Source organism: Pseudomonas sp. TE3-3-F2023, assembly GCF_036784815.1.
Lineage (GTDB): Bacteria > Pseudomonadota > Gammaproteobacteria > Pseudomonadales > Pseudomonadaceae > Aquipseudomonas > Aquipseudomonas pudica.
In genome coordinates, this window is record NZ_CP145113.1 from 1,632,872 (window position 1) to 1,654,804 (window position 21,933).

20 protein-coding genes, 1 tRNA gene and 1 pseudogene are annotated in these 21,933 nt (G+C 63.8%); 12 read left to right on the top strand and 10 right to left on the bottom strand.

Features of this window, described 5'->3' with window-relative positions:
* Positions 1 to 66 precede the first annotated feature (66 nt).
* The 5 genes from rplU to V3314_RS07405 all read left to right on the top strand — a co-directional run bounded on the left by rplU (position 67) and on the right by V3314_RS07405 (position 3,755).
* Complete coding sequence (gene rplU, locus V3314_RS07385; RefSeq protein WP_003247466.1) at positions 67 to 381, top strand: 50S ribosomal protein L21; 315 nt, start codon at positions 67 to 69, stop codon at positions 379 to 381.
* Between the two features lie 38 nt (positions 382 to 419).
* On the top strand, positions 420 to 677 hold the full coding sequence (gene rpmA / locus V3314_RS07390; protein ID WP_046616804.1) for a 50S ribosomal protein L27: 258 nt from the start codon (positions 420 to 422) through the stop codon (positions 675 to 677).
* Positions 678 to 866: 189 nt separating this feature from the next.
* A complete protein-coding gene (cgtA, locus tag V3314_RS07395; RefSeq protein WP_046616802.1) occupies positions 867 to 2,093 on the top strand; it encodes an Obg family GTPase CgtA in 1,227 nt (408 codons plus the stop codon).
* An 85-nt stretch (positions 2,094 to 2,178) separates the two neighbouring features.
* Complete coding sequence (gene proB / locus V3314_RS07400) at positions 2,179 to 3,297, top strand: glutamate 5-kinase (RefSeq protein WP_046616800.1); 1,119 nt, start codon at positions 2,179 to 2,181, stop codon at positions 3,295 to 3,297.
* A gap of 5 nt (positions 3,298 to 3,302) precedes the next feature.
* Positions 3,303 to 3,755 (top strand): CreA family protein, encoded by a 453-nt coding sequence (locus V3314_RS07405; protein WP_161797641.1) that lies wholly within the window; start codon positions 3,303 to 3,305, stop codon positions 3,753 to 3,755.
* Between the two features lie 143 nt (positions 3,756 to 3,898).
* On the opposite strand, the gene mksF is transcribed toward V3314_RS07405, so the two are convergent.
* From mksF to mksB, 3 genes are read right to left on the bottom strand one after another with little or no spacing between them, the layout of a single operon-like run.
* A complete protein-coding gene (mksF, locus tag V3314_RS07410; RefSeq protein WP_046616798.1) occupies positions 3,899 to 6,733 on the bottom strand; it encodes an Mks condensin complex protein MksF in 2,835 nt (944 codons plus the stop codon).
* Complete coding sequence (gene mksE, locus V3314_RS07415) at positions 6,730 to 7,437, bottom strand: Mks condensin complex protein MksE (RefSeq protein WP_013970824.1); 708 nt, start codon at positions 7,435 to 7,437, stop codon at positions 6,730 to 6,732. Before mksE ends, mksF begins: the two co-directional genes overlap by 4 nt.
* A complete protein-coding gene (gene mksB, locus V3314_RS07420; protein WP_024086237.1) occupies positions 7,427 to 8,716 on the bottom strand; it encodes an Mks condensin complex protein MksB in 1,290 nt (429 codons plus the stop codon). Before mksB ends, mksE begins: the two co-directional genes overlap by 11 nt.
* Before the next feature lie 237 nt (positions 8,717 to 8,953).
* On the opposite strand from mksB, the gene V3314_RS07425 reads away from it, so the two are divergent.
* Positions 8,954 to 9,739 (top strand): energy transducer TonB, encoded by a 786-nt coding sequence (locus V3314_RS07425; RefSeq protein ID WP_196173274.1) that lies wholly within the window; start codon positions 8,954 to 8,956, stop codon positions 9,737 to 9,739.
* On the top strand, positions 9,736 to 10,191 hold the full coding sequence (gene rimI, locus V3314_RS07430; protein ID WP_046616794.1) for a ribosomal protein S18-alanine N-acetyltransferase: 456 nt from the start codon (positions 9,736 to 9,738) through the stop codon (positions 10,189 to 10,191). Before V3314_RS07425 ends, rimI begins: the two co-directional genes overlap by 4 nt.
* Before the next feature lie 16 nt (positions 10,192 to 10,207).
* Here rimI and V3314_RS07435 read toward each other — a convergent pair whose 3' ends face one another.
* Positions 10,208 to 11,365: a hypothetical protein gene (locus V3314_RS07435; protein ID WP_046616793.1), complete on the bottom strand. Its 1,158-nt coding sequence runs from the start codon at positions 11,363 to 11,365 to the stop codon at positions 10,208 to 10,210.
* A gap of 67 nt (positions 11,366 to 11,432) precedes the next feature.
* On the opposite strand from V3314_RS07435, the gene V3314_RS07440 reads away from it, so the two are divergent.
* Positions 11,433 to 12,014 carry a D-Ala-D-Ala carboxypeptidase family metallohydrolase gene (locus V3314_RS07440; RefSeq protein WP_284385791.1) on the top strand — a complete coding sequence of 194 codons (582 nt, stop codon included), beginning with the start codon at positions 11,433 to 11,435 and terminating at the stop codon, positions 12,012 to 12,014.
* Here V3314_RS07440 and V3314_RS07445 read toward each other — a convergent pair.
* The gene (locus V3314_RS07445; RefSeq protein WP_338460091.1) at positions 11,954 to 12,871 is read right to left on the bottom strand and encodes a LysR substrate-binding domain-containing protein; all 918 of its coding nucleotides are present in this window, start codon (positions 12,869 to 12,871) and stop codon (positions 11,954 to 11,956) included. The genes V3314_RS07440 and V3314_RS07445 overlap by 61 nt on opposite strands.
* Positions 12,872 to 13,115: 244 nt before the next feature.
* Here V3314_RS07445 and V3314_RS07450 point away from each other — a divergent pair, with 244 nt between their 5' ends.
* Positions 13,116 to 13,730: a LysE family transporter gene (locus V3314_RS07450; protein WP_338460092.1), complete on the top strand. Its 615-nt coding sequence runs from the start codon at positions 13,116 to 13,118 to the stop codon at positions 13,728 to 13,730.
* An 83-nt stretch (positions 13,731 to 13,813) separates the two neighbouring features.
* Here the strand turns inward: V3314_RS07450 and V3314_RS07455 are convergent.
* Both V3314_RS07455 and V3314_RS07460 read right to left on the bottom strand, forming a co-directional pair.
* Positions 13,814 to 13,890, bottom strand: a tRNA-Met gene (locus V3314_RS07455).
* A 130-nt stretch (positions 13,891 to 14,020) separates the two neighbouring features.
* A pseudogene (locus tag V3314_RS07460) lies at positions 14,021 to 14,560 on the bottom strand (FecR domain-containing protein); the annotation flags it as partial.
* A 203-nt stretch (positions 14,561 to 14,763) separates the two neighbouring features.
* On the opposite strand from V3314_RS07460, the gene V3314_RS07465 reads away from it, so the two are divergent.
* The 3 genes from V3314_RS07465 to V3314_RS07475 all read left to right on the top strand — a co-directional run bounded on the left by V3314_RS07465 (position 14,764) and on the right by V3314_RS07475 (position 17,583).
* Positions 14,764 to 15,978: an MFS transporter gene (locus tag V3314_RS07465; protein WP_338460093.1), complete on the top strand. Its 1,215-nt coding sequence runs from the start codon at positions 14,764 to 14,766 to the stop codon at positions 15,976 to 15,978.
* Between the two features lie 226 nt (positions 15,979 to 16,204).
* Positions 16,205 to 16,342: a hypothetical protein gene (locus V3314_RS07470; protein ID WP_173015086.1), complete on the top strand. Its 138-nt coding sequence runs from the start codon at positions 16,205 to 16,207 to the stop codon at positions 16,340 to 16,342.
* A gap of 83 nt (positions 16,343 to 16,425) precedes the next feature.
* The gene (locus V3314_RS07475) at positions 16,426 to 17,583 is read left to right on the top strand and encodes an MFS transporter (protein ID WP_046616784.1); all 1,158 of its coding nucleotides are present in this window, start codon (positions 16,426 to 16,428) and stop codon (positions 17,581 to 17,583) included.
* Positions 17,584 to 17,743: 160 nt separating this feature from the next.
* On the opposite strand, the gene V3314_RS07480 is transcribed toward V3314_RS07475, so the two are convergent.
* From V3314_RS07480 to V3314_RS07490, 3 genes are all read right to left on the bottom strand, one after another.
* Complete coding sequence (locus tag V3314_RS07480) at positions 17,744 to 20,212, bottom strand: TonB-dependent siderophore receptor (RefSeq protein WP_338460094.1); 2,469 nt, start codon at positions 20,210 to 20,212, stop codon at positions 17,744 to 17,746.
* Between the two features lie 96 nt (positions 20,213 to 20,308).
* Positions 20,309 to 21,265 (bottom strand): FecR domain-containing protein, encoded by a 957-nt coding sequence (locus tag V3314_RS07485; RefSeq protein ID WP_338460095.1) that lies wholly within the window; start codon positions 21,263 to 21,265, stop codon positions 20,309 to 20,311.
* On the bottom strand, positions 21,252 to 21,767 hold the full coding sequence (locus V3314_RS07490; protein ID WP_046616809.1) for a sigma-70 family RNA polymerase sigma factor: 516 nt from the start codon (positions 21,765 to 21,767) through the stop codon (positions 21,252 to 21,254). The genes V3314_RS07485 and V3314_RS07490 overlap by 14 nt, the downstream gene beginning before the upstream one ends.
* Positions 21,768 to 21,933 lie beyond the last annotated feature (166 nt).

Consider the following 21,933-nt stretch of genomic DNA (forward strand, 5'->3'; position numbering starts at 1 on the left):
TGCAGCCATGCCAGCCAATACTCATCATATAAAGCGCTGGGTGAGCAGGATTATCGGAGAAATACCATGTCTTACGCAGTAATCGTTACCGGCGGCAAGCAGTACAAAGTCGCTGAAGGTGAATTCCTCAAGATCGAAAAACTGGAAGTCGCCACTGGCGAATCCGTGACCTTCGATCGCGTCCTGCTGGTCGCCAACGGGGAAGAAGTCACCATCGGTGCTCCAGTTGTTGCTGGCGCTAAAGTAGTGGCCGAAGTCGTTTCGCAAGGCCGCCACGACAAGGTTCGCATCATCAAGTTCCGTCGTCGTAAGCACCACATGAAGCGTATGGGCCACCGCCAGTGGTTCACCGAGATCAAAATCACCGGTATCCAGGCTTAATCCCCTAGATCCCCTGAATTTATTTGGAGAATTGAACCATGGCTCACAAGAAGGCTGGTGGTAGTACTCGTAACGGTCGCGACTCAGAATCGAAACGCCTTGGCGTGAAGATGTATGGCGGCCAGGCTATCAAGCCAGGCAACATCATCGTCCGTCAGCGCGGCACCGAATTCCACGCTGGCTACGGCGTTGGCATGGGCAAGGATCACACCTTGTTCGCCAAGATCGAAGGCGTGATCAAGTTCGAGAAGAAAGGCGAGTTCATGCGCCGTTACGTGAGCATCGTCGCCGCTTAATCGCGACGTCGCTCCAGAAGCCCCGTCATGCGACGGGGCTTTTTCGTTTGTGGTGAGCCTCTTGCAAAGCTGTTTGTATGGGCTGCCGGCGTGGGTTTCTACGGTCGTACGGGGCCGCCGCGCTCATTTTTGCAAGAGCCTCAGGTTTTTCAGGTATTCAACTCGCCAACAGGCGAGAGGCGGTTTTGAATGAAGTTTGTTGACGAAGTATCCATTCGGGTCAAGGCCGGTGACGGTGGCAACGGTTGCATGAGCTTCCGTCGCGAGAAGTTCATCGAAAACGGTGGCCCCAACGGTGGTGACGGTGGCGACGGTGGTTCGGTGTACATGATCGCCGACGAAAACCTCAACACCCTGGTCGACTATCGCTACACCCGTCATCACGAGGCCCAGCGTGGCGCCAACGGCGGCAGCACCGACTGCACCGGCAAGAAAGGCGACGACCTGTTCCTGCGTGTGCCGGTCGGTACCACCGTGATCGACGCCTCCACACAGGAAGTGATCGGTGACCTGGTCACCCCGGGCCAGAAGCTGATGGTCGCCCAAGGCGGCTGGCACGGCCTGGGCAACACCCGTTTCAAGTCCAGCACCAACCGTGCGCCGCGCCAGACCACCCCGGGCAAGCCGGGTGAGCAGCGCGACCTGAAGATGGAAATGAAAGTGCTGGCCGACGTCGGCCTGCTGGGCCTGCCGAATGCTGGCAAGAGCACCTTCATTCGTTCGGTTTCGGCCGCCAAGCCGAAAGTGGCCGACTACCCGTTCACCACCCTGGTGCCCAACCTGGGCGTGGTCAGCGTCGACCGCTGGAAGAGCTTCGTCATCGCCGACATTCCCGGCCTGATCGAAGGTGCTTCCGAAGGCGCCGGCCTGGGTATCCGCTTCCTCAAGCACCTGGCGCGTACCCGCGTGCTGCTGCATCTGGTGGACATGGCGCCGCTGGATGAAAGCAGCCCGGCCGATGCCGCCGAGGTCATCGTCAACGAGCTGACCCGCTTCAGCCCGTCGCTGGCCGAGCGTGAACGCTGGCTGGTGCTTAACAAGGCCGACATGGTCATGGACGACGAGCGCGACGAGCGGGTCAAGGAAGTGGTCGAGCGCCTGCAGTGGGAAGGCCCGGTCTACGTGATCTCGGCCATCTCCAAGCAGGGCACCGAAAAGCTCAGCCACGACCTGATGCGCTACCTCGAAGACCGCGCCGACCGCCTGGCCAACGACCCGGCCTACGCCGAAGAGTTGGCCGACCTCGACCAGCGCATCGAAGACGAAGCCCGTGCCCAGCTGCAGGCCCTGGACGATGCCCGTACCCTGCGCCGTACCGGCGTCAAGAGCGTGCACGACATCGGCGACGATGACGGTTGGGACGATGATTTCGAGGACGACGAAGACGGCCCGGAAATCATTTACGTGCGCGACTGACCGGTTGCAGTACACTAAACGCCGCTCTTTGGAGCGGCGTTTTTGTATCCACGGTATCTACAGATTCGACATAGGTTGGAAGAAGATGCGAAGCAAGGTGACGGGCGCCAAGCGCTGGGTCGTGAAGATTGGCAGTGCTCTGCTGACCGCCGATGGCAAAGGCCTCGACCGCGGTGCCATGGCCGTTTGGGTCGAGCAGATGGTCGCGCTGCGTGAGGCAGGCGTGGAGTTGGTACTGGTCTCCTCCGGGGCCGTGGCTGCCGGCATGAGCCAGCTGGGCTGGACGTCGCGACCGAGTGCGATGAACGAGCTGCAGGCGGCTGCCTCGATCGGCCAGATGCGCCTGGTGCAGGCCTGGGAGTCGAGCTTCGGCGAGCACGGCAAGCACACCGCGCAGATCCTGCTGACCCATGACGACCTGTCCGACCGCAAGCGCTACCTGAACGCCCGCAGCACCCTGCGCACGCTGGTCGACCTGGGCGTGGTGCCGGTGATCAACGAAAACGATACCGTGGTTACCGACGAGATCCGCTTCGGCGACAACGACACCCTGGCGGCGCTGGTGGCCAACCTGGTCGAGGCCGACCTGTTGGTGATCCTCACCGACCGCGATGGCATGTTCGACGCCGACCCACGCAACAACCCCGAAGCCCAGCTGATCTACGAGGCCCGCGCCGACGACCCGGCACTGGACGCGGTGGCCGGCGGTACCGGTGGCGCTCTGGGCCGTGGCGGCATGCAGACCAAGCTGCGCGCCGCGCGCCTGGCAGCCCGTTCCGGTGCCCATACCATCATCATCGGTGGCCGCATCGAGCGCGTGCTGGATCGCCTCAAGGCTGGCGAACGCCTGGGTACCTTGCTGTCGCCCGAGCGCGGCATGCTTGCGGCACGCAAGCAGTGGCTCGCCGGTCACCTGCAGACCCGTGGCACCCTGGTGCTGGATGCCGGTGCCGTGCAGGCGCTGCGCCAGGCCAACAAGAGCCTGCTGCCGGTTGGCGTGAAAACCGTGCAGGGCAGCTTCCGTCGTGGCGAGATGGTGGTGTGCGTGGGCCCGGACGGCCTGGAAGTGGCCCGCGGGCTGGCCAACTACAGCGCCCTGGAAGCGCAGAAGATCATCGGCCAGCCGTCGGATGCCATCGAAGGCCTGCTGGGCTACAGCGCAGAACCGGAGTTGGTGCACCGCGACAACCTGGTGCTGGTATGAGCCTGCTGAAGCGGGTAATCGGTGTGGCGGCATTGGTGCTGCCAATGCTGGCCGGGGCCGAGGAAATTGGCCAGGTATCCACCGTGTTCAAGTTCCTCGGGCCGAATGACCGCATTGTGGTCGAGGCGTTCGACGACCCCAAGGTCGAGGGCGTGACCTGCTACCTGTCACGGGCCAAGACTGGTGGCGTGAAGGGTGGGTTGGGCCTGGCGGAAGATCGGGCGGAGGCATCGATTGCCTGTCGTCAGGTCGGGCCGATCAGCTTCAAGGGTGAGCTGAAGGATGGCGAGGAAGTGTTTAAGGAACGCACCTCGCTGGTGTTCAAGACCATGCAGGTGGTGCGCTTCCTGGACAAGAAGCGCAATACGCTGGTGTACCTGGTGTATAGCGACCGGATAGTCGAAGGTAGCCCGCAGAATGCGGTGACAGCGATTCCGATTCTGCCTTGGGCGCATTGATAGCCTGACAGATCGCCGGGAGGCCTTTGGCCTCCATCGCCGGCAAGCCAGCTCCCACAGGTACAGTGCAGGCCTCGGGGCTTGTGCAATACCTGTGGGAGCTGGCTTGCCGGCGAAAGGGCCGCAAAGCGGCCCCAATTACCTCAGGCCAATTCCTCGGCCTGATGATCCTCACGCACAACCGCCTTCACCTCATCCCGACGGCTGATGAACTTCCAGTCCGCCTCGTCGATGTAGATGCCATTCGGCCCGCTGCCACCTTCCAGGTCGATCGCCACGCGCGCAGACACCTGCGGCTTCACGCTCGCCAGGATCGGGACGAAGCCCAGCTGCAGGCTGGTTTCCAGCAGCGCAGCCTGGTTGCGTTCGTCGATGTCCGCCGCTTCGTCCAGGTAGTACGGCAGGCGGATGCGCCCGGCCAGGTCGCGGTCCATCAGGTGCAGCAACAGGTACATGTTGGTCAGCGCCTTGATGGTCATGGTGGTGCCGTTGGATGCCGCGCCGTCAATGTCGGCGTGGATCACCGGCTGGCCGTTGACCTTGGTGATCTCGAACGCCAGCTCGAACAGGTCCTTCAGGCCCAGCTGGTTGTGGTTGGCCGCCACCAGCCGTGCCAGGTATTCCTTGGCCTCTTCGTTCTTGTTGTCCTGCTCGGCGCTCTGGGTCAGGTCGAATACCGACAGGGTTTCGCCTTCTTCGTATTGACCGGCGCTGTGGATGATCTGGTCGATGTGCTTGAGCGCTTCCTTGTTCGGCGCCAGCACCACGCGGAAGCTCTCCAGGTTGGATACCTGGCGCCTGTTGATCTCGCGGTTGAACAGGGCCAGCTGGTGCTCGAGGCTGTCGTAGTCGCTGCGGATGTTGCGCAAGGTCCGGGCGATGTCGGTGACCGCGGCGCGGCGGGCCTTGGCCAAGGTCAGGGCTTCGTCGGTGCGGTGCGCATAGGCGTTCACCAGCAGCTGCAGGCGGCGTTCCATGTCGTCTTCGCTGTCGAACTTGGCCACGCCTTTCAGGCGCACCTGGGCGTACAGCGCCTCGATCTGGTTGTCCACCCGCTGCAGGCTCTGCCAGCTGTCCTGGTAGTCGTTGAGCAGCGGCAGCAGGTTGTCCATCGAGTCGTCGATGGCTTCCATGTACGGCGTGCCATAGGGCAGGTCGGCCGGCAGCAGCTGGCGACGGCGCAGGGCGTCTTCCAAGGTGCGCTGCTTGGCCTCGAGGTCGCCGATCTGTCGGCCGACCAGTTGCAGCTTGGCCGACAGTTGCTGGACTCGTTCGGTGAAGGCGTCGCTGGAGCGCTTGAGTTCATCCTGGGCGGCTTCGAGCTGCGACAGCTGTTCCAGTTTCTCGGGTTCTTCGGCGGCCAGGGTTTCGCTGCGGCGGAAGTCTTCCAGCGCCTTCTGCGCGTCCAGTACTTCCTGGTACAGGGCTTCGGTCTGCGCCTTGGAGGCGGAGCGGTCGGCGGCTACGGCTTGCTGGGTCTTGAGCTGCTTCAGCTCTTTTTCCAGGCGCTCTTTCTGGTCACGCAGGGCGGCGCGGTCGGCCAGGGCCTGCAGTGCCGGTGGGTCGATGTGCGAAAGGTCGATGGACAGGCCCGGGGCTTCGAAGCGTTCGCCCTTGAAGCCATCGAGCACCGCTTCCAGCGATTTTACCCACAGGTCGCTGTCGTCCAGTTCGATACCGCGGTCACCCAGCGGCAGGCTGAACAGTGCGCCGTTGAACAGGCGCATCAGGCGGTCGACGTCCTGCTGCGAGAACTCTTCGCGCAGGCGGGCATAGCTGTTGTTGTCGGCGTGGTCGAGCTGTTGCTTGACCTGCTTAAGGCGCTTTTCCAGGTCGCGGACGCGTTCGTCCAGGTCTTCGGCGCTGAACTGCCGCGACTGGGCGAGGGCGCCAGCCAGTTCGTCGTGGGCGTCCTTGGCTGCCAGCAGTTGCTGCTCCAGCACCTTGACGTCATCGACCAGGGCGAAGCGGTGCTTGAGCACCGACAGCTCGCCCAGCCAGCGCTGGATGCCGGTGATTTCACGCTCCAGGCGCATCAGCTCCTGGGTGCCGCCGCGCTGGTCGTTCTGCAGGCGGTCCTGCTCGCCACGGTAGTGTTCGGCCTGGATCACCAGCTCTTCCTTGCGAGCCATGGCGTATTCCTGCCAAGTGCCCAGCAGGGTGTCGAGCACTGGCGAAATGCGGTGCAGCTTGCCGCGCAGGATGTCGCGCTGGGCCACACCACCGGCCAGGGCCTCGACCAGCGGGCCGGCGGCGACCAGGGCGTTGTAGTCCTGTTCCATGCGGCGCACGTCGCGGAAGGCTTCCTCACAGGCGGCGATGTAGTCGACGCTGCCGGAGCGCAGGCTGTGCTCGAAGGCGTCGAGGAACAGCTGCTTGAGCTTGGCGGCGGTGATTTCGCGCATGTGCAGCAGGTTGATGAACAACGCGCGGAAGGTTTTCAGGCTTTGTTCGCTGGTCGAGCGCAGCGGGATCATGGTCAGGTCCAGCGGCACCGAGGTGTGGCCACCAACCAGCAGACGACGCAGTTCGTCCGGCTTCAGCTCGTAGGCCTTGATACCCAGGCGCTCGAGGTTGGTGAACAGCTCTTTCTGGCGCAGGCAGGTGTCGTTCTTCTGATAGTGGGCCAGGTCCAGTTCGCCCTTGTAGGCAAAGAACTGGTGGCCGAAGCCGCCGCCCGGGCCGCGGCCGACAACGCCGATGACGTGCGGGCCGTGGGGCAGGCTCAGTTCGCAGAGAATGTACGAGGTGTCGCTGGCGAAGTAGAAGCGGCGCGACTGCTCGAGGCTGTACTTGCCGAAGCTCATGTCCGACATGCGCGCCAGGATCGGGAACTGCAGGGCGTTGATCGACGCCGATTTACCCAGGTTGTTGGCACCGTAGACCGACAGCGGCTGTTCCAGCGGGAAAAGGCCAAGGCTGTAGCCGGCGGTGTTGAGCAGTGCGAAGCGGCGGATGCCGTAGCGTTCCTGGCTCATGCGTCAATCTCCTGTTGCTCTTCGCGGATGGCCCGGGCCAGGGCTTCCTCTTCGCTTTCTTCGCCCTCGAACGGGCTGAGGTCGAGCGGGTCGTCGGTGCGGTTGAGTTCTTCGGGGCTTTCTTCCTCGACCAGTACCGGGGTCGGCAGCGGCAGGTCGCTGTGCAGGGTGGCTGCCAGGTCGCGGTCCTGCTGCACGGCCAGGCACACGTCGAGGAAGCGATGCATAGGCGGCAGGAAGCGGTAGATGCCGCCTTCCTCGAAGGCGAAGCCGAGCTGTGTCATGCGGCGCAGGATTTTTTCTTCCAGCTCGTCCACGGTTTGCACTTCGGCCTGCAAGAACAGGTCGCGGTACTTGTCCAGCAGCGATGGCAGTTCGTCACGGCCGATGCTGCCGCCATCGAGCACGGCCATCGGGTCGCGGCCCTGGTCGGCCAGGTGTTCGACCAGGATGAAGGTGAACAGCGACAGGCGCTGCGCGGTCTTGTTGACCTGCGCGGCGGTCATGTCCGGCACGAAGTAGTAGAAGCCACGGGTGTCGCACACCAGTTCGAAGCCCAGGGCCTTGAACAGGGTGCGGTACTGGTCCTGGAAGTTCGACAGCTGGGCGTACAGCTCGGGGTCGCGGCGGCTGACGTGGAAGCCTTTGAACAGCTCGCGGAAGATCGGCGCGAGCTGGGACAGTTCGGAAAGATCAAGATGCATGGGCTGGGCTCGCGTTGGATTCGGTAGGCGCGCTGGCGGCGTCTTCGCGGCTGGAAGTCAGGGCGAACGAGCGCAGGCTGACCAGGTGTTCCTGGGTGATGTACTCGCGGCGGTCGAGGCGTTCGCGCTTGAAGCGCTTTTCCCGCGACAGGCGCGAGAACCAGTACAGCAGCTCGTCGGTGGCGCCTTCGGGCTCCTGCTCCAGCAGCCAGACCATCAGGTCGGGCAGCGGCAGGGCCTGTTCGCAGCGTTCGGCCATTTCCTTGACCGTGCGCGGTGCACGGGGCAGGGCGCCGGACTGGGTCTTGTGGGCCTTGGGGAAGCGCGCCGGCTTGGGCTCGAAGCGGGCCAGGGCGTAGACATAGGCCTCGACCTGGCTGGCGCTGCCGAGGAAAGTGCTTTGCGGGCGGGTGAACATCGGCATGGCCGCTTGCGGTACGGCGTCGATGCCCTTGCGCCGGATCACCGACAGGGCCAGTGCGGCGCCACGGGTCACGGCGTTGTGCCGGCGGGCTTCCTCACGCAGAGGCAGCAGCAGTTCGCGGGCGTGGCGCAGGGTCAGCTGGGCGCTGGTCTGCATTTCCAGGATGCGCGCGTGGGTGCGCAACAGCATGTCGTCGTCGACCAGGTGGCCCAGGCGCGCCTGTTCGCCCAGCAGCTTCAGCAGCACGGTCTCGACCTTGCGCACGCCCTGTTCGAAGGCGCCATCGGCGTTGACCAGCTGGATCATCGGCTCGACGTACTCGTCCCAGGTCGCCAGTACTTCGGCATAGCGCTGGCGCAGCGGGATCTGGCGGTTGCTGGTCTTGGCCCGCTCGGCCACGGCTACCAGTGCCTGCTCGTCGTTGTCGAGCTTCTTCAGTACATCGCGCACGCGCATGTCGAGCAGGCGCAGCTGGCGCGCCAGGTCGTCGCTGTCGCGGTTGTCGAAGGCGTCCTGGATATGCCCGGCCAGGCGCTCCAGATGGCGCAGGTAGGCTTCGATCTCCAGACACAGGCCCAGCCGGTGTTCGCGGCGCAGGTAGGCGAGGAAATCGTGGATCTGCGCGTTGAGCTCGAAACGGTTCGGGCTCTTGGCCACCGGGACCAGGATATCCAGGCGGATCCACACGTCGAGCAGCTGGGTGATGTCCTGCGGGGTGCTCTCGACCTGCTGGCGTGCCACGTGCTGACGCAATTCGACCAGGCTCAGGGTGCCCTGGTCGAAACGCTCGCACAGCGGCTCGATCAGGGCCCAGTGTTCGGCTAGGGCGCGCAGGACGCGCTTGGGTTCGATCATTGGCTTCGACTCGTTGCCAAGAAAAAGGGGGCGATTGTACTGCATCCGAGGGGGAGGTTTTCACCCCTTGGTCTGTAATGGGGGATAACCTTATGGCGTAAGTGGGTTTGGTTTGATTTTTGTAGTGGCATTCAGACCGAGCGCCGCCCGCGCGGCGCTCGGTCTGATAGGCGCTGCAAAAAACACGGTGTACACGTTAGAATCCCCTATTGCCTTCACCCCTCGGAAACCCGCCCCTTGCTCACCGAACCCCGTCGCCGCGCCTACCTTTCCGCCATGCAAGTGGTGCACTGGCTGCCGCGCGCCGAACTGCCGTTCGCCGCACCGTCGCGGCCCGAGCTGCTGCTGCCGGTGGCGCCGGTCGAGGACCTCGATTTCGACGTAAGGCCGGCACCGGCTGCCAACGAGGCGCCGGCCACTCCCCAGGCCCGCTCTGGCGAGCGGCCCAAAATCGAGATTCCGCGCCCGGGCAGTGCGCCCAAGCCGGCCGCCAAGCCTGCCGAGGCCGAGGAGCAGGCCGCGCCACCGCGCCCGGCCCCGGTGCCACCCCCGCGCTTCTCGTTGCAGTTGCTGCGTGCCGGCAGCTGCCTGCTGCTGGTGGAGTTGGCTACCGGCCAGCCGTTCCAGAGCCGCGACCCGTCGTACCTGCTGCTCAAGGACATGCTGCGCGCCGCCGACCTGCCCGACGCTCCGCAGATCATCGGCGAGCCGGTGCGCTGGCCGCTGCTGGTGCGCGGCAACATGGACCAGGGCCCGGAGGCGGCGCGCGATTTCGTCCAGGGCTTTGTCCAGGCGCGCCTGGAGGACGCCCCGTGCACTTGCCTGTGGCTGGTCGGCCTGCCGGCGCTGCGCTTTGCCGCCAATGTCGACGGCGAAGCCTATTACCAACCCCTGAAGCTCGAGGGCCTGGGCGAAGCCTGGGCCTTGCCGGGCCTTGAACTGTTGATGGACGAGCCGCAGCGCAAGGCGGACGTCTGGAAAGCCATGCGCCAGCTGATGGCGCGCTGGAAGAGCGTTGAATGAGTGACTCGATCAGTTTCCGCCCTATGACCGAGGCGGATCTGGATGCCGTACTTAAGATCGAATATGCCGCGTTCAGTCATCCCTGGACGCGCGGGATTTTTCAGGATGCGCTCAAGTCGTACGAAGTCTGGCTGATGTTCGACGGCCAGCAGCAGGTGGGCCACGGCGTGATCAACGTGATCATCGACGAGGCGCACCTGCTCAACATCACCGTCAAGCCGGAAAATCAGGGCCGCGGCCTGGGCCTGCGCCTGCTCGAGCACCTGATGGCCCGGGCCTACCAGCTCAATGGCCGCGAGTGCTTCCTGGAAGTGCGCGCCAGCAACCAGTCGGCCTATCGTTTGTACGAGCGCTACGGGTTCAACGAAATCGGCCGCCGCCGCGACTATTACCCGGTTGCCGGCGGCCGTGAAGACGCGCTGGTGATGGCCTGCACCCTGCTCGAAGATTGAGCAGGGCGGGCTTCATTCACAGGTCCTGTGGCTGGGCCTCCATCGGCTTGGCCAGGTCGCGCAGGCTTCTGGTCACGCTGCCGGTATTGCATTTGGCTGCGGCCTGCTCTGGCGTGTACTTGCGCACGGTGCGGAAGAACAGTTCGCAGGTCTGTTTCTTCTGCGTCACCTGCCACTTGTTCGAGCAGGCATCCAGCGTCAGCTTGGCGTCGGCCCGCTGATTGCGCCCCATCCCCGCCTGCCAGCAGGCGGCCGTCAGGTCCTGCCCCATCATCTTCAAACCAGCAGCATCGGCTGCATCCTGGTCGCCACCATGGCTGTCCTTGTTAGAGGCATACCAGATGGCACTAGGGTGGTTGGCACCCAGCACCGGCACCTTGGCACCTGGCTGCGGGCTGATGCTGACCAGGCCCAGCACATCTACCTGTGGCCCGTACTGCTGCTGGATCCAGCTGCGTACCGGCGCGCCGAAGGCCACCATCGGCAGGGGCCTGGCGGGGTTTTGCAGAGTCATCTCGCTGACCATGCGCACCTGGTAGTCCTTGAAGTAGCTGTAGGTTTCCTTCAGCGTTTCACCCGCGCTGGCGGGGGCGGCGATGGGAGCGATATCGATGATGGTCTGGTAGGCCGGGGTCTGGCTGGCGTCGACGCCGTTGAATGTCAACAGCTCGGCCCAGCGGTCGGTGGTATTGGAGCGCAGGTAGTCCTGGGCCTGGGTCAGCGAGTAGTCCGGCGGGAAGTGCAGCAGTTCGATGCTGCGGCGATTCTGCAGGGCCATGCCCAGTGGCAGGAACAGATACCAGTCATAGGACCATTTGCCTTCCTCGTTCAGCCGAGTGGCTGCCTGATAGGCAAGATCACCGCTGTCGAGCAGCTTGCGCAGGGGTTTTGCATAGTTGGCGGGTACGCCACTGATGGTTGCGTGCAGGCGATCGTTGTCGCGGCTTACATGTACCTGGGCAGCGGCATGGCCGTCGCGGCGAACGCTTTGGGTCAGATAGTGTTCTACGGTTTGCTCCAGGGTCCAGTCGCGATAACAGATCACGTGGCAGTTGTTGGGGAAGGCGAAAAGGCGGGTGACGCGCTGGGCGTCGCCCAGGTCGATTCGCGCATCGGCGGCTGCAAGGCCGCTGAAGGCCAGGGCGGCAAGGCTCGGTATTGCCATCTTGTGCATGCTTAACTCCTTGTTGGGCGCAGCCGTATTCGGCAGCGTGGCACATACTGTGGCAAGGGGTGCAGGGATGAAAAGAGCTGGATGGCTGCCGCTGGTGCTGGCCATGTTGTGTGCGGTGGCGAAGGCTGATGAGCGTGATGTCTGGTTGTTCGCTCAATGGGCCGGCGACCATCAGACACGGCCATTTCGCGAGATGCTTGTGGATGCCCGCCTTTACGGCATGGTGCCTATCCATCAACTGCTGCGTTCGGCTTCGGACTGGAAGCTGTGCCACGCGTCCCCCTTCGCCGTGCCGCCCACCAGCAACTGGCCCGCGGTGCGATCGACGCTCTCGCTGATCAAGACGCTCCATGACCAGGGCATCCTGCGCCAGTTCGAGGTGGTTTCGGCCTATCGAGACCCACGCCTGAACGTCTGCGCCGGCGGGGCGGCCAACAGCGCCCATACCCGGGCGTTCGCCGTCGATATCCTGCTACCCGACTGGGCGGACCCCAACCCCCTGTGCCGTTTCTGGCAGCAGTATGGCCAGGCCTGGAACATGGGCCTGGGGCGCTATCCGTCCGGGCGTATTCATGTGGATACCGCGGGTTATCGCACCTGGGGTGGCGACGGCCGTGCAGGTTCGTCGTTCTGTATCAAGCCCAGATGAGCCAGGCAGCTCCTGCATTCGCCCGTCACCCACGTGGCGAAGCGCTGGCGCTTGCCATCGTCTTCTAGCGGCTTGGGGCTGAGCAGGTGGTATGCCGAGCCATCACGCACAAAGCCGAACGGCGCCTGTAATTGGCCGCTGTCTAGTTCGTCGCGCACCATGAGGGCTGAGGCCATGGCCAGGCCCAGGCCGGCGCTGGCGGCCTGAATCGACAGGTAGAAGTGCTCGTAGTCGCCGCGCTCGGTATGTCGGGCCTGCTGGCCGCTCAGGCGCAGCCAGTTGGGCCAGGCGCCGGGGCGGGTGGCGCTGTGCAGCAGGCGTTGGCCTCCAAGTTGGGTGGGGGCGGCGGGATGGCAGACCGGGCCGATCCATTCGTCGCAGATCTTCTGGTTGTGCAGCTGCTTGTCCCAGTGAAAATCATCGCGGCGAATTGCCAGGTCGACCCCGGTGCGGGCGAAGTCAAGTGGCCCGCCTGCGGCCACCAGGTGCAACTGCAGGTCGGGATTGGCGGCATGGAAGCGGGGCAGGCGCGGGATCAGCCAGCGCATGGCTATGGTCGGCTCGCACGACAACACCAGCACGTTGTCGCGGGCCTGTTGCTGCAAGCGCTGCACGGCGCCTTCGAGGTGCTCGAAGATCGCCTGGGTAGTGCCTTGCAAGGCACGGCCAGCAGGGGTAAGGAAAATGGCCCGGTTGCGGCGCTCGAACAACTCCACACCAAGGCTTTCTTCAAGCAGGCGCACCTGGCGGCTGACTGCACCATGGGTGACGTGCAGGTGCTCGGCGGCGCGCACGAAGCTCTCGGTTTCGGCGGCGATGTCGAAGTAGCGGAAGGCGTTGAGTGGCGGTAGTTTCATGGCATTTGTGTTGCCAGTACCGGTCTCTTCGCGGGCTTGCCCGCTCCCACAGGGTTTCACACCAACTGAGAGATGTGGGTTACCTGTGGGAGCGGGCGAGCCCGCGAATAGGCCGGCACCGGCACTACACCTCTGTGAAAAAAACTATCAGATTTGCTTCACTATAAATCGATTTTTCCTGGTCTATAAGCTCTCGATAATTACCTGGTCTGTGCATTTCCATCGCCTATCGAGAGCCACCAGCATGACCGAACTCATCGCCGTCGCACTGTTCACCCTGCTTGCCGTCATCAGCCCCGGTGCCGACTTTGCCATGGTCACCCGAAGCAGTTATGCACAGGGCCGCAAGGCCGGGCTGGCGGCTGCCGTGGGCATTGCCCTGGGAGTGCAGGTGCATGTCCTGTACACGGTACTGGGCATTGCGGTGATCATCAGCCAGAGCCCGACCCTGTTTATGGGCATGAAAGTGCTGGGCGCGGGTTACCTGGTCTACCTGGGCTACCAGTCGCTGACCAACACCCGGCGCCTAACCCTCGACGGGGCTGCCGCATTCGCCGCCAGCGTAATGCAGGCCCTGCGCACGGGCTTTCTGACCAACGCTCTCAACCCCAAGACCATGCTGTTCGTCATCAGTGCCTTCACTCAGGTGGTACAGCCTGGCAGCTCGCTGGCGCTGGATTTTGCCTACGGCGCTTTCATGTCCGTTGCCCACTGGCTGTGGTTCAGTCTGGTGGCGGTGTTCTTCTCCAGCGCGGCATTGCGCAAGGCGATGATCGAGCGACAGAGGCTGGTGGACAGGGTAATCGGCCTGGCGCTGATCGGGTTGGGCCTGGCTGTGGCGGTGACCGGCATGCGTTGAGGTGGCGATTGCATGTCCAGTAGGGGGCATTTTTTGCAGGCAAAGAAAAAGGGCTTACCTTGCGGTAAGCCCTTCGTCTTGTTTGGTGGCTACACAGGGACTTGAACCCCGGACCCCAGCATTATGAATGCTATGCTCTAACCAACTGAGCTATGTAGCCGATGGCGCGCATTATTCTCTTGAACGGCCCCTCTGTCAACACTCATTTCAAAAAAAATTTGCACGCTTTCAAAAACTTAGCGGCCAGGCCCGCGTTCTGCCGTGTCCAACGGCATGCCGCCGGCTTTCTACTGCCCGATGCGCCAGCCATCGGTGGCCTTGAGGTCGGCTTTCAGTACCGGGCCGATACTTGCGCCATCGAAGGTTACCCGCTCGCCCGCCGACACCATGCGCTGTTCGCCGCGCTGGATGACCATGGCTTTGCCGTTGAGCACCACCAGTTCGTCATGACCAGCATGGCGGGCGACCTGCAGGCGGGTACCAAACACCTGGACGCGCGCATCGCCCACAGTCACTTCCATGGCTCGGCCGTCGAGCATCACTTCAAGGTATACCCGGCCCTGCACCAGCTGCAGCTGGCGCGTGCGGCCGCGCAGGTCGGCGTTAATCGCGCTGGCGCTGCCCAGGTGCAGGGTGGTGCCGTCGGCCAGGCGGATGCTGCGGCGCTCACCTGCATCGGTGTGCAATTCGCTGCCCAGGCGCTGCATCAGCGGCCAGTACAGATAGGCTGCAGCGCCCAGCCCCAGCAGGAATAGCAGTGCCAGCCATCTGCCCAATGGGCTGTGGCGCGTGTTGATCTGCCGTGGGCGGGGGCGGGCAGGCTGCAACTGCTCGGCGGGCGTCGGGCTCATGGGTTCGATCTGCTCGCGTTAGGGGCCGTTTCGCCCAACGATGACGGGGGTATGGGCCAAGGATGCTAATTATATTGATAACCATTTTCAAGTGAGTCGCGACAGAGAGAGAAAAAAGGTAGCTATGTATCTATTTGTTTTCCGATAATCGGATCCCAAACTGCCGACGGAGATTCAGGCACATGGCTATCAGTAGCGCCTCCACGGCGCCCACCAGTGCGGCGGCAAGCCAAGCCACCCCGCTGGTGATGCGCATTATCGGTTTCTGCGCCCTGGCGCACCTGATCAATGACCTGATCCAGTCGGTGCTGCCGGCGATCTACCCGATGCTCAAGGCCAACTACGACCTGAGTTTCGCCCAGATCGGCATGATTACCCTGACGTTCCAGATCACCGCCTCGCTGCTGCAACCTTGGGTCGGCTTCTTCACCGATCGCCGACCGGCGCCGAACCTGCTGCCGCTGGGTACCCTGTGTACCTTGGTGGGTATCGTGATGCTGGCCTTCGTCGGCAGCTTCCCCATGATCCTGCTGGCCTCGGCACTGGTGGGGATCGGCTCGTCGACCTTCCACCCGGAAACCTCGCGTATTGCGCGCCTGGCCTCGGGCGGGCGCTTCGGCCTGGCCCAGTCGACCTTCCAGGTCGGCGGCAACACCGGCTCTGCGCTGGGCCCGCTGCTGGCAGCGGCCATTGTCATTCCGTTCGGCCAGAGCCACGTGGCCTGGTTCGGCCTGGCTGCGCTGTTCTTCCTCGGCGTCACCCTGATGCTGCGTGGCTGGTACAAGGAGCACCTCAACCAGGCCAAGGCGCGCAAGGCAGTGCAGGCGACCCACGGCATTTCCCGCGGGCGGGTGGTCACGGCGCTGATCGTGCTGGGCCTGCTGGTGTTCTCCAAGTACTTCTACATGGCCAGCTTCACCAGCTACTTCACCTTCTACCTGATCGAGAAGTTCGAGGTGTCGGTGGCCAGCTCGCAACTGCACCTGTTCCTGTTCCTCGGTGCGGTGGCGGCAGGAACCTTCTTTGGCGGGCCGATCGGTGACCGCATCGGGCGCAAGGCGGTGATCTGGTTCTCGATCCTCGGTGTGGCGCCGTTCACCCTGGTGCTGCCGTATGCCGACCTGTTCTGGACCACCGTGTTGAGCGTGATGATCGGCTTTATCCTGGCTTCGGCATTTTCCGCGATCGTGGTGTATGCGCAGGAGCTGGTGCCGGGCAGCGTAGGCATGATTGCGGGGATCTTCTTCGGGCTGATGTTCGGCTTTGGTGGCATCGGTGCGGCCTTGCTGGGGTATGTGGCGGACCTGCGTGGCATCGAGTATGTGTACGAGGTGTGTTCGTTCCTGCCGTTGTTCGGGTTGTTGGCGGTGTTCTTGCCAAGTACCGGCAAGCGCTGAAAGCATGCACAGAACCTGTAGGAGCAGCCTTGTGCTGCGAAGCGGCCATTACTGGCGAAGACAATTTGTTGTCTTGCCGGCCTCTTCGCAGCACAAGGCTGCTCCTGCAACGGCCCGCGCAGGTCTGGAGGCCATGCAAGGCGGTTGCTCCCCGAAATTTGACGACTTGACCACCCTTGACCTAGAGTCCGCCCTTTCTTCAACCACCTGCGTAGTAGTCAAAGCAATGTGCCGTCCCCAGTCCCTGCCAAACGCCCGCCAGCCTGCCTTCCAGGCCCTGCGTCGCGCGTGGCCGAGCGACACGGTGCTCAAGCGTCGCCGCAGCGTGCTGTTTGCCTTCACCTTCTCGCCACACCTCGCCTGAACTGATCTGCGCTTTCGCGTCGCTCGCCGCCCTGGCGTGCGCGCCTGTGTCTGCACGTCTTTTCGGTTTGCAAGGAGTGGTACATGAACATGCGTTTGCTGGCGGGCTTGTTGTTCGCCGTTTCGGTCGTGGGTTTCAGTTTGGGGGCCAGCCTGCCGCTGGTGTCGTTGCGCCTGCATGAAGCCGGTGCGAGCACTCTTGAAATCGGCATCATCTCGGCCATACCCGCTGCGGGCATGATGCTCTCGGCGTTCCTGGTCGACGCCTGCTGTCGCCACCTCACCCGGCGCACCATTTACCTGCTGTGCTTCAGCCTGTGCACGCTCAGCATTGCCTTGCTCGAGTCGGCATTCGGCTCGCTGTGGCTGCTGGCGCTGCTGCGCCTGGGCCTGGGGCTGGGCATGGGTATCGCCATCATCCTCGGCGAGTCGTGGGTCAACGAACTGTGTCCGGAGCACAACCGGGGCAAGATCATGGCCCTTTACGCTACCAGCTTCACCGGTTTCCAGGTGCTCGGCCCGGCCATGCTGGCGGTACTGGGCGCGGACAGCCCGTGGATCACCGGTGTGGTCACCGTCTGCTATGGCCTGGCGCTGCTGTGCATCGTGCTGACCGTGCCCCACGACCATGTGGAACATGAAGAGGGTGAAAAGAGCTTCGGTCTGGCCGGCTTCTTCCGCGTGGCGCCGGCGTTGTGCGTGGCGGTGCTGTTCTTCTCGTTCTTCGATGCCGTGGTGCTGTCGCTGCTGCCGGTGTATGCCACCAGCCATGGCTTCGCCGTTGGCGTGGCGGCGCTGATGGTGACAGTGGTGTTTGCCGGTGACATGTTGTTCCAGTTGCCGCTTGGCTGGTTGGCCGACCGGGTGGAGCGCACCGGGCTGCACCTGGTATGCGGGTTGCTGGCGATGGCGATCGGTATCGGCTTGCCCTGGTTGCTGAACCTGACCTGGCTGCTGTGGCCGCTGCTGGTGCTGCTGGGTGCCGTGGCAGGGGGCATCTATACCCTGGCGCTGGTACTGATCGGGCAGCGCTTCAAGGGGCAGGACCTGGTTACCGCCAACGCCAGCGTGGGCTTGCTCTGGGGTGTGGGTAGCCTGGTCGGGCCGCTGGTCAGCGGTGCGGCGATGGATGTGGCGCCGCATGGTCTGCCCATCGCGCTGGCGCTGATGGCCGGGTTGTTCGTGTGCTTTGCCCGGCAGTCGTACCGGCGCACGGGGCGCTTGCGGGCGGTGGCGGACTGAGGTCCTCCAGGGCTGCGCAATACCTGTGGGAGCGGCCTTGTGTCGCGAAAGGGCCGCAAAGCGGCCCCAGCAATCTGTCCGGCGCAGTTGAAACCCTGGGGCCGCTTCGCGGCCCTTTCGCGACACAAGGCCGCTCCCACAAGGCGACCGTGTTGCCCCGTCAGAAATTCCCGCGCAAGGTCACCGACACATTGCGCGGCTCCCCCCAGTAGTAACCCGTCGCCGTGGTACCGATCTGCCGGTAGTACTTCTTGTCGAAGATGTTGTTGGCGTTCAGTTGCACTGAGTAGTTGTCGTTGATGCGATAACCGAGCATGCCGTTGTACACCGTATACCCTGCCTGGGTCGCCTTGGCCGTGCCGCTTTCGGAATAGATGTCGCTCTGCGCCTGCACGCCGCCACCAATGGTCCAGGCATCCAGTGTGCCTGGCAGGCGGTAGCTGGTGAACAGCCGCAGCATGTGCTCCGGGTCGGTGGTGCGGATCGCGTTGCCATTGGTGGCTGCCGTGTTCTTCAGGTACTCGGTGGTGTTGTAGGTGTAGCCACCGGTGACCTGCCAGCCCGGCAGCACTTCGCCGGAAATCTCCAGGTCGATGCCCTCGCTGCGGCTCTTGCCCGAGGCGATCTTGCAGCGGCTGGTGGTGCCGTTGCAGCCGATTTCCGTGGACATGTCATCCACCGGCGTTCCCACCTGGTTGATACGGAAAAACGCCAGGCTGGTGTTCAACCGGCCATCATAGAACTCGCCCTTGATGCCCGTTTCGTAGGCTTCGCCGATGATCGGGTCGAGCACCGAGTTGTTCTTGTCCACCACTGTCTGCGGGCTGAATATCTCGGTGTAGCTGGCGTATACGCTGAAGTTGTCATTCAGGTCGTAGATCAGCGCCGCGTACGGCACGATCTTCTCGTCGACGCTGAACTTGCCGTTGGCTCCGGTGTTGTTTTCCTGCTCGTTGTCATACCAGTTGGCTCGCGCGCCGATGATCGCGGTCAGCGGTTCGGCCAGCGAAATGCGCCAGGTGGCATGTGCGGCTTGCTGGGTGGTACGGGTGCGCACCGGGTGTGCGGTGATGTCGATTTCCGGCTCGGGCAGGCTGGTTTTCGGGTCCCAGTAGCGGATGTCGTACAGCCCGGAAATTACCCGGTTGGTGGCCGACGCGTAGGAATCGTTGCGAATCCGTTCGACGCCGACCATCAGCTCGTGGGTGCGGCCAAACAGGTCGAACGGGCCGTTGAGGGTGGCGCTCAAGTTGTTCTGCAGGCTCTCGCCGCCGTCGCCTTCGGTAACCTGGTATCGCATCAGGTACGGGTTGCCGGTGGGGTTCAGGTTGGCCGGTGCGCGCTCCATGTAGGTTTGCTTGAAACCATGGTCGTCCAGCTCGAAGTGGGTACGCAGAGCCATCAGCTTCAGGGTCCAGTCGTTGTCGAAGCGGTGTTCCAGTTCGGCAAAGGTGTTCAGGTTGCTGCGGTCCCAGCGGTTCCAGTCGGCGCCCAGGTAGGTGCTGCGGCCGAAGGGCAGGGGGGCGCCGCTGGCGTCGGCGGGCAGGTTGCCCCAGGCGCCGGTGGCGTCGAGCTTGGTCCACTCGACACCGGTGGTCAGCGTGGTGCTGTCGTCCAGGTCGAAGGCCAGCGAGCCGCCGAACGCCTCTTTGCGTTCCATGCGCGAGTCCTGGAACAGGTCGCGGTCGTCATGCACGGCGATTACCCGCCCGCGTACGTTGCCGGTTTCGGTCAACGGGCCGGAGATATCGGCCACATAGCGTTGGGCATTCCACGAACCCAGGGTCACGCTGCCCGTAGCCTGGAAGTCATGGGTCGGGCGCTTGCGTACCAGGTTCACCGTGCCCGACGGGTTGCCGGCGCCACGCAGCATGCCGGTGGCTCCGCGCAGCACTTCGGCGCGGTCGATGAACGCCGAGTCGGTCTGGATGAATGAACCACCGCCGCTGCTTTGCACCACGGTGGCGCCGTCGTACTGAATGGCGTCGATGGCAAAGCCGCGCGAGTAATACTGCACCCGCTCGCTGTCGGTGTAGTTGACCACCACGCCGGGTGTCTGCTCCAACAGGTTGGTCAGGTTGGTAATGTTCTGGTCGTCGATGCGCTGGCGGGTTATCACGCTGACCGATTGCGGGGTATGGCGCAGGGTTTGCGGCATCTTGCCGATGGTCACTTCGCCGGTTGTGTAGGAGCCGGTGTGCTCGGTGGTTTCGCCCAGGCGGTCGCTGGAAATGCTGGTCGCGCCCAGCTCAAGGGCGTTTCCCACATCCAGTGCCGGGATCAGCAGGAAGCTGGTTGCGCTTTCCTGTTGGACCTGGACGTTGCTGCCCTGCAACAGGATCGATAGCGCCCGCGCACTGTCATGCCGGCCCTGCACACCGTGGGTGGTCTTGCCCTGCAGGCTGTTCGCGTCGAACGACAGGCTCAGGCCGCCCTGGCGTGCCAACTGGTCCAGCGCCGGGGCCAGTGGGCCGGCCGGGATGTTCCAGTTGGTCTGCTGGCTCTGGCTGGCAATTGCAGCCTGGGCCATGGCCGGGTAGGCACCGCCAGCAGCCAGGCCAAGGCCGAACACGGCCGCGCGTACAGCACGGCGCAGCCTGTCGTTGCGAGGGGAACACGGGGCAATCATGAAGCGCTCCTGAAGGTCGTGAAGACCACTTTTCGGGTTTTGTTCCTTCAGGCCGGACGAGAATGAGATTCCACCTCATTTATTTTCGGAAATTTTTCAGGCCGTACCGATGCTCACCCAATAACGCGTGCGGTAATCGACCCGCACCGGCAGGCTGCGGGTGAGCAGCTGCAGGATTTGCCCGGTGTCGGCCAGCTGGTAGGTACCGGACACCTTCAGGGCTGCCACTTCCGGGGCACAGCGCAGCAGGCCCGGGCGGTAGCGCGCCAGCTCGGCGATGAACTCGCCCAGCGGCATCTGCTGCACGCTGAGCACGCCGTCGGTCCAGCCCCAGGGGTCGCTGTGCAGCGTCACCGCCTGGAAGCTGCCGCTGGCCCACACCTGCAAGGTTTCGCCTGGTAGCACCCGACGTGGCGAGGCCGAGGTGGGGAACAGTGTGACGTCGCCCCGGCGTACGGCCAGCAACAGCCCCTGGTCGTTCTCGCGCAGCAGCAGTTGGCCGTCGAGGGTGGCTAGTTGGCCAACGCGGGTGTCGATGCGAAACGGGCGGTTGTCGTTGGGGTTGCTGTCCAGGCTCACCTCGCCACGCACCAGTTGCATCCGGCGCTGCTCGGCGCTGTAACGCAGGTCGATGGCACTGGCGGTATTGAGTTGTATGCGGCTGCCATCGCTGCCTTGCAGCTGGCGACGCTCGCCTGTGGCCGTGCTGCTGTCGGCCAGTAGCTGGGGTATGCCCAGCGGTTCGCGCGCAGCCCAGCCCAGGCTGCCGCCCACGGCCAGCACGGCCAGCAGCTTGAGGTGGTCGCGGCGGTTGATGCGATGGCGCTGGCTACCATCCAGCGTGCGCCGGCTCAGGCCCTTGGGTAGCCCTGCCAGTTCGTCACTGAGGTGGCTGACCCGCTGCCAGGCCAAGGGGTTGTGCGGATGGCTGGCCAGCCAGTGCTGGAACTGCTGCTCGGTATGCGGGCTTGGGCTGTCGAAGCGCAACTTCACCAACCAGTCGATGGCCTGGTCGACGTGCGCCTGTGTGGGCGCGCTATCAGGCGTCGGCATAGCGCAACCGGTAGCAAACGCCCAGAGCCTTGGCCAGGTCCCGCTCGACGGTGGCTCGCGACACACCCAGGCGCAGGGCAACCTGCACAATGCTCAAACCGTCGAGCTGAGCCAGCAGGAATGCCTGGCGGGCACGCGGTTTCAGCTGGTGCAGGGCACGATCGAGGCGCGCCAGGGTATCAAGGATGACCAGTCGATCTTCTTCGCTTGGCACTTCGGCTTCGGGCAGGTGAGCCAGGCTTTCCTGGTAGGCCCGTTCCAGCGCGCGGCGGCGGAACTGGTCGATCATCAGGCCACGGGCAATGCTGCTGAGGTAGGCACGTGGTTCCTTCAGCGGCGACAGCTGGCGAGCCCGCAACAGCCGCACGAAGGTATCCTGGGCCAGGTCGGCGGCGTGCTCGCTGCAACCTACCCGGCTGCGCAGCCAGCCGCTAAGCCAGCTGTGGTGGGCCTGGTAGAGCAGAGCAACCTCGGTCGGCTTGAGCGTTTCGTTGATCTGCATCTTGGCGAAGGCCCGGTCCTGTGAACACATGCGATTGTGAATGGTTCTCAATTCTATGCGGGGACGATAGCGCGGAGCAATGGCATGCCAGGAATTAGCCGCGCAAGAACCGGCGTTTGCCCGATGAACGGCTGCGCTAAGCTGGACCTGCAATCGACTTGATGGA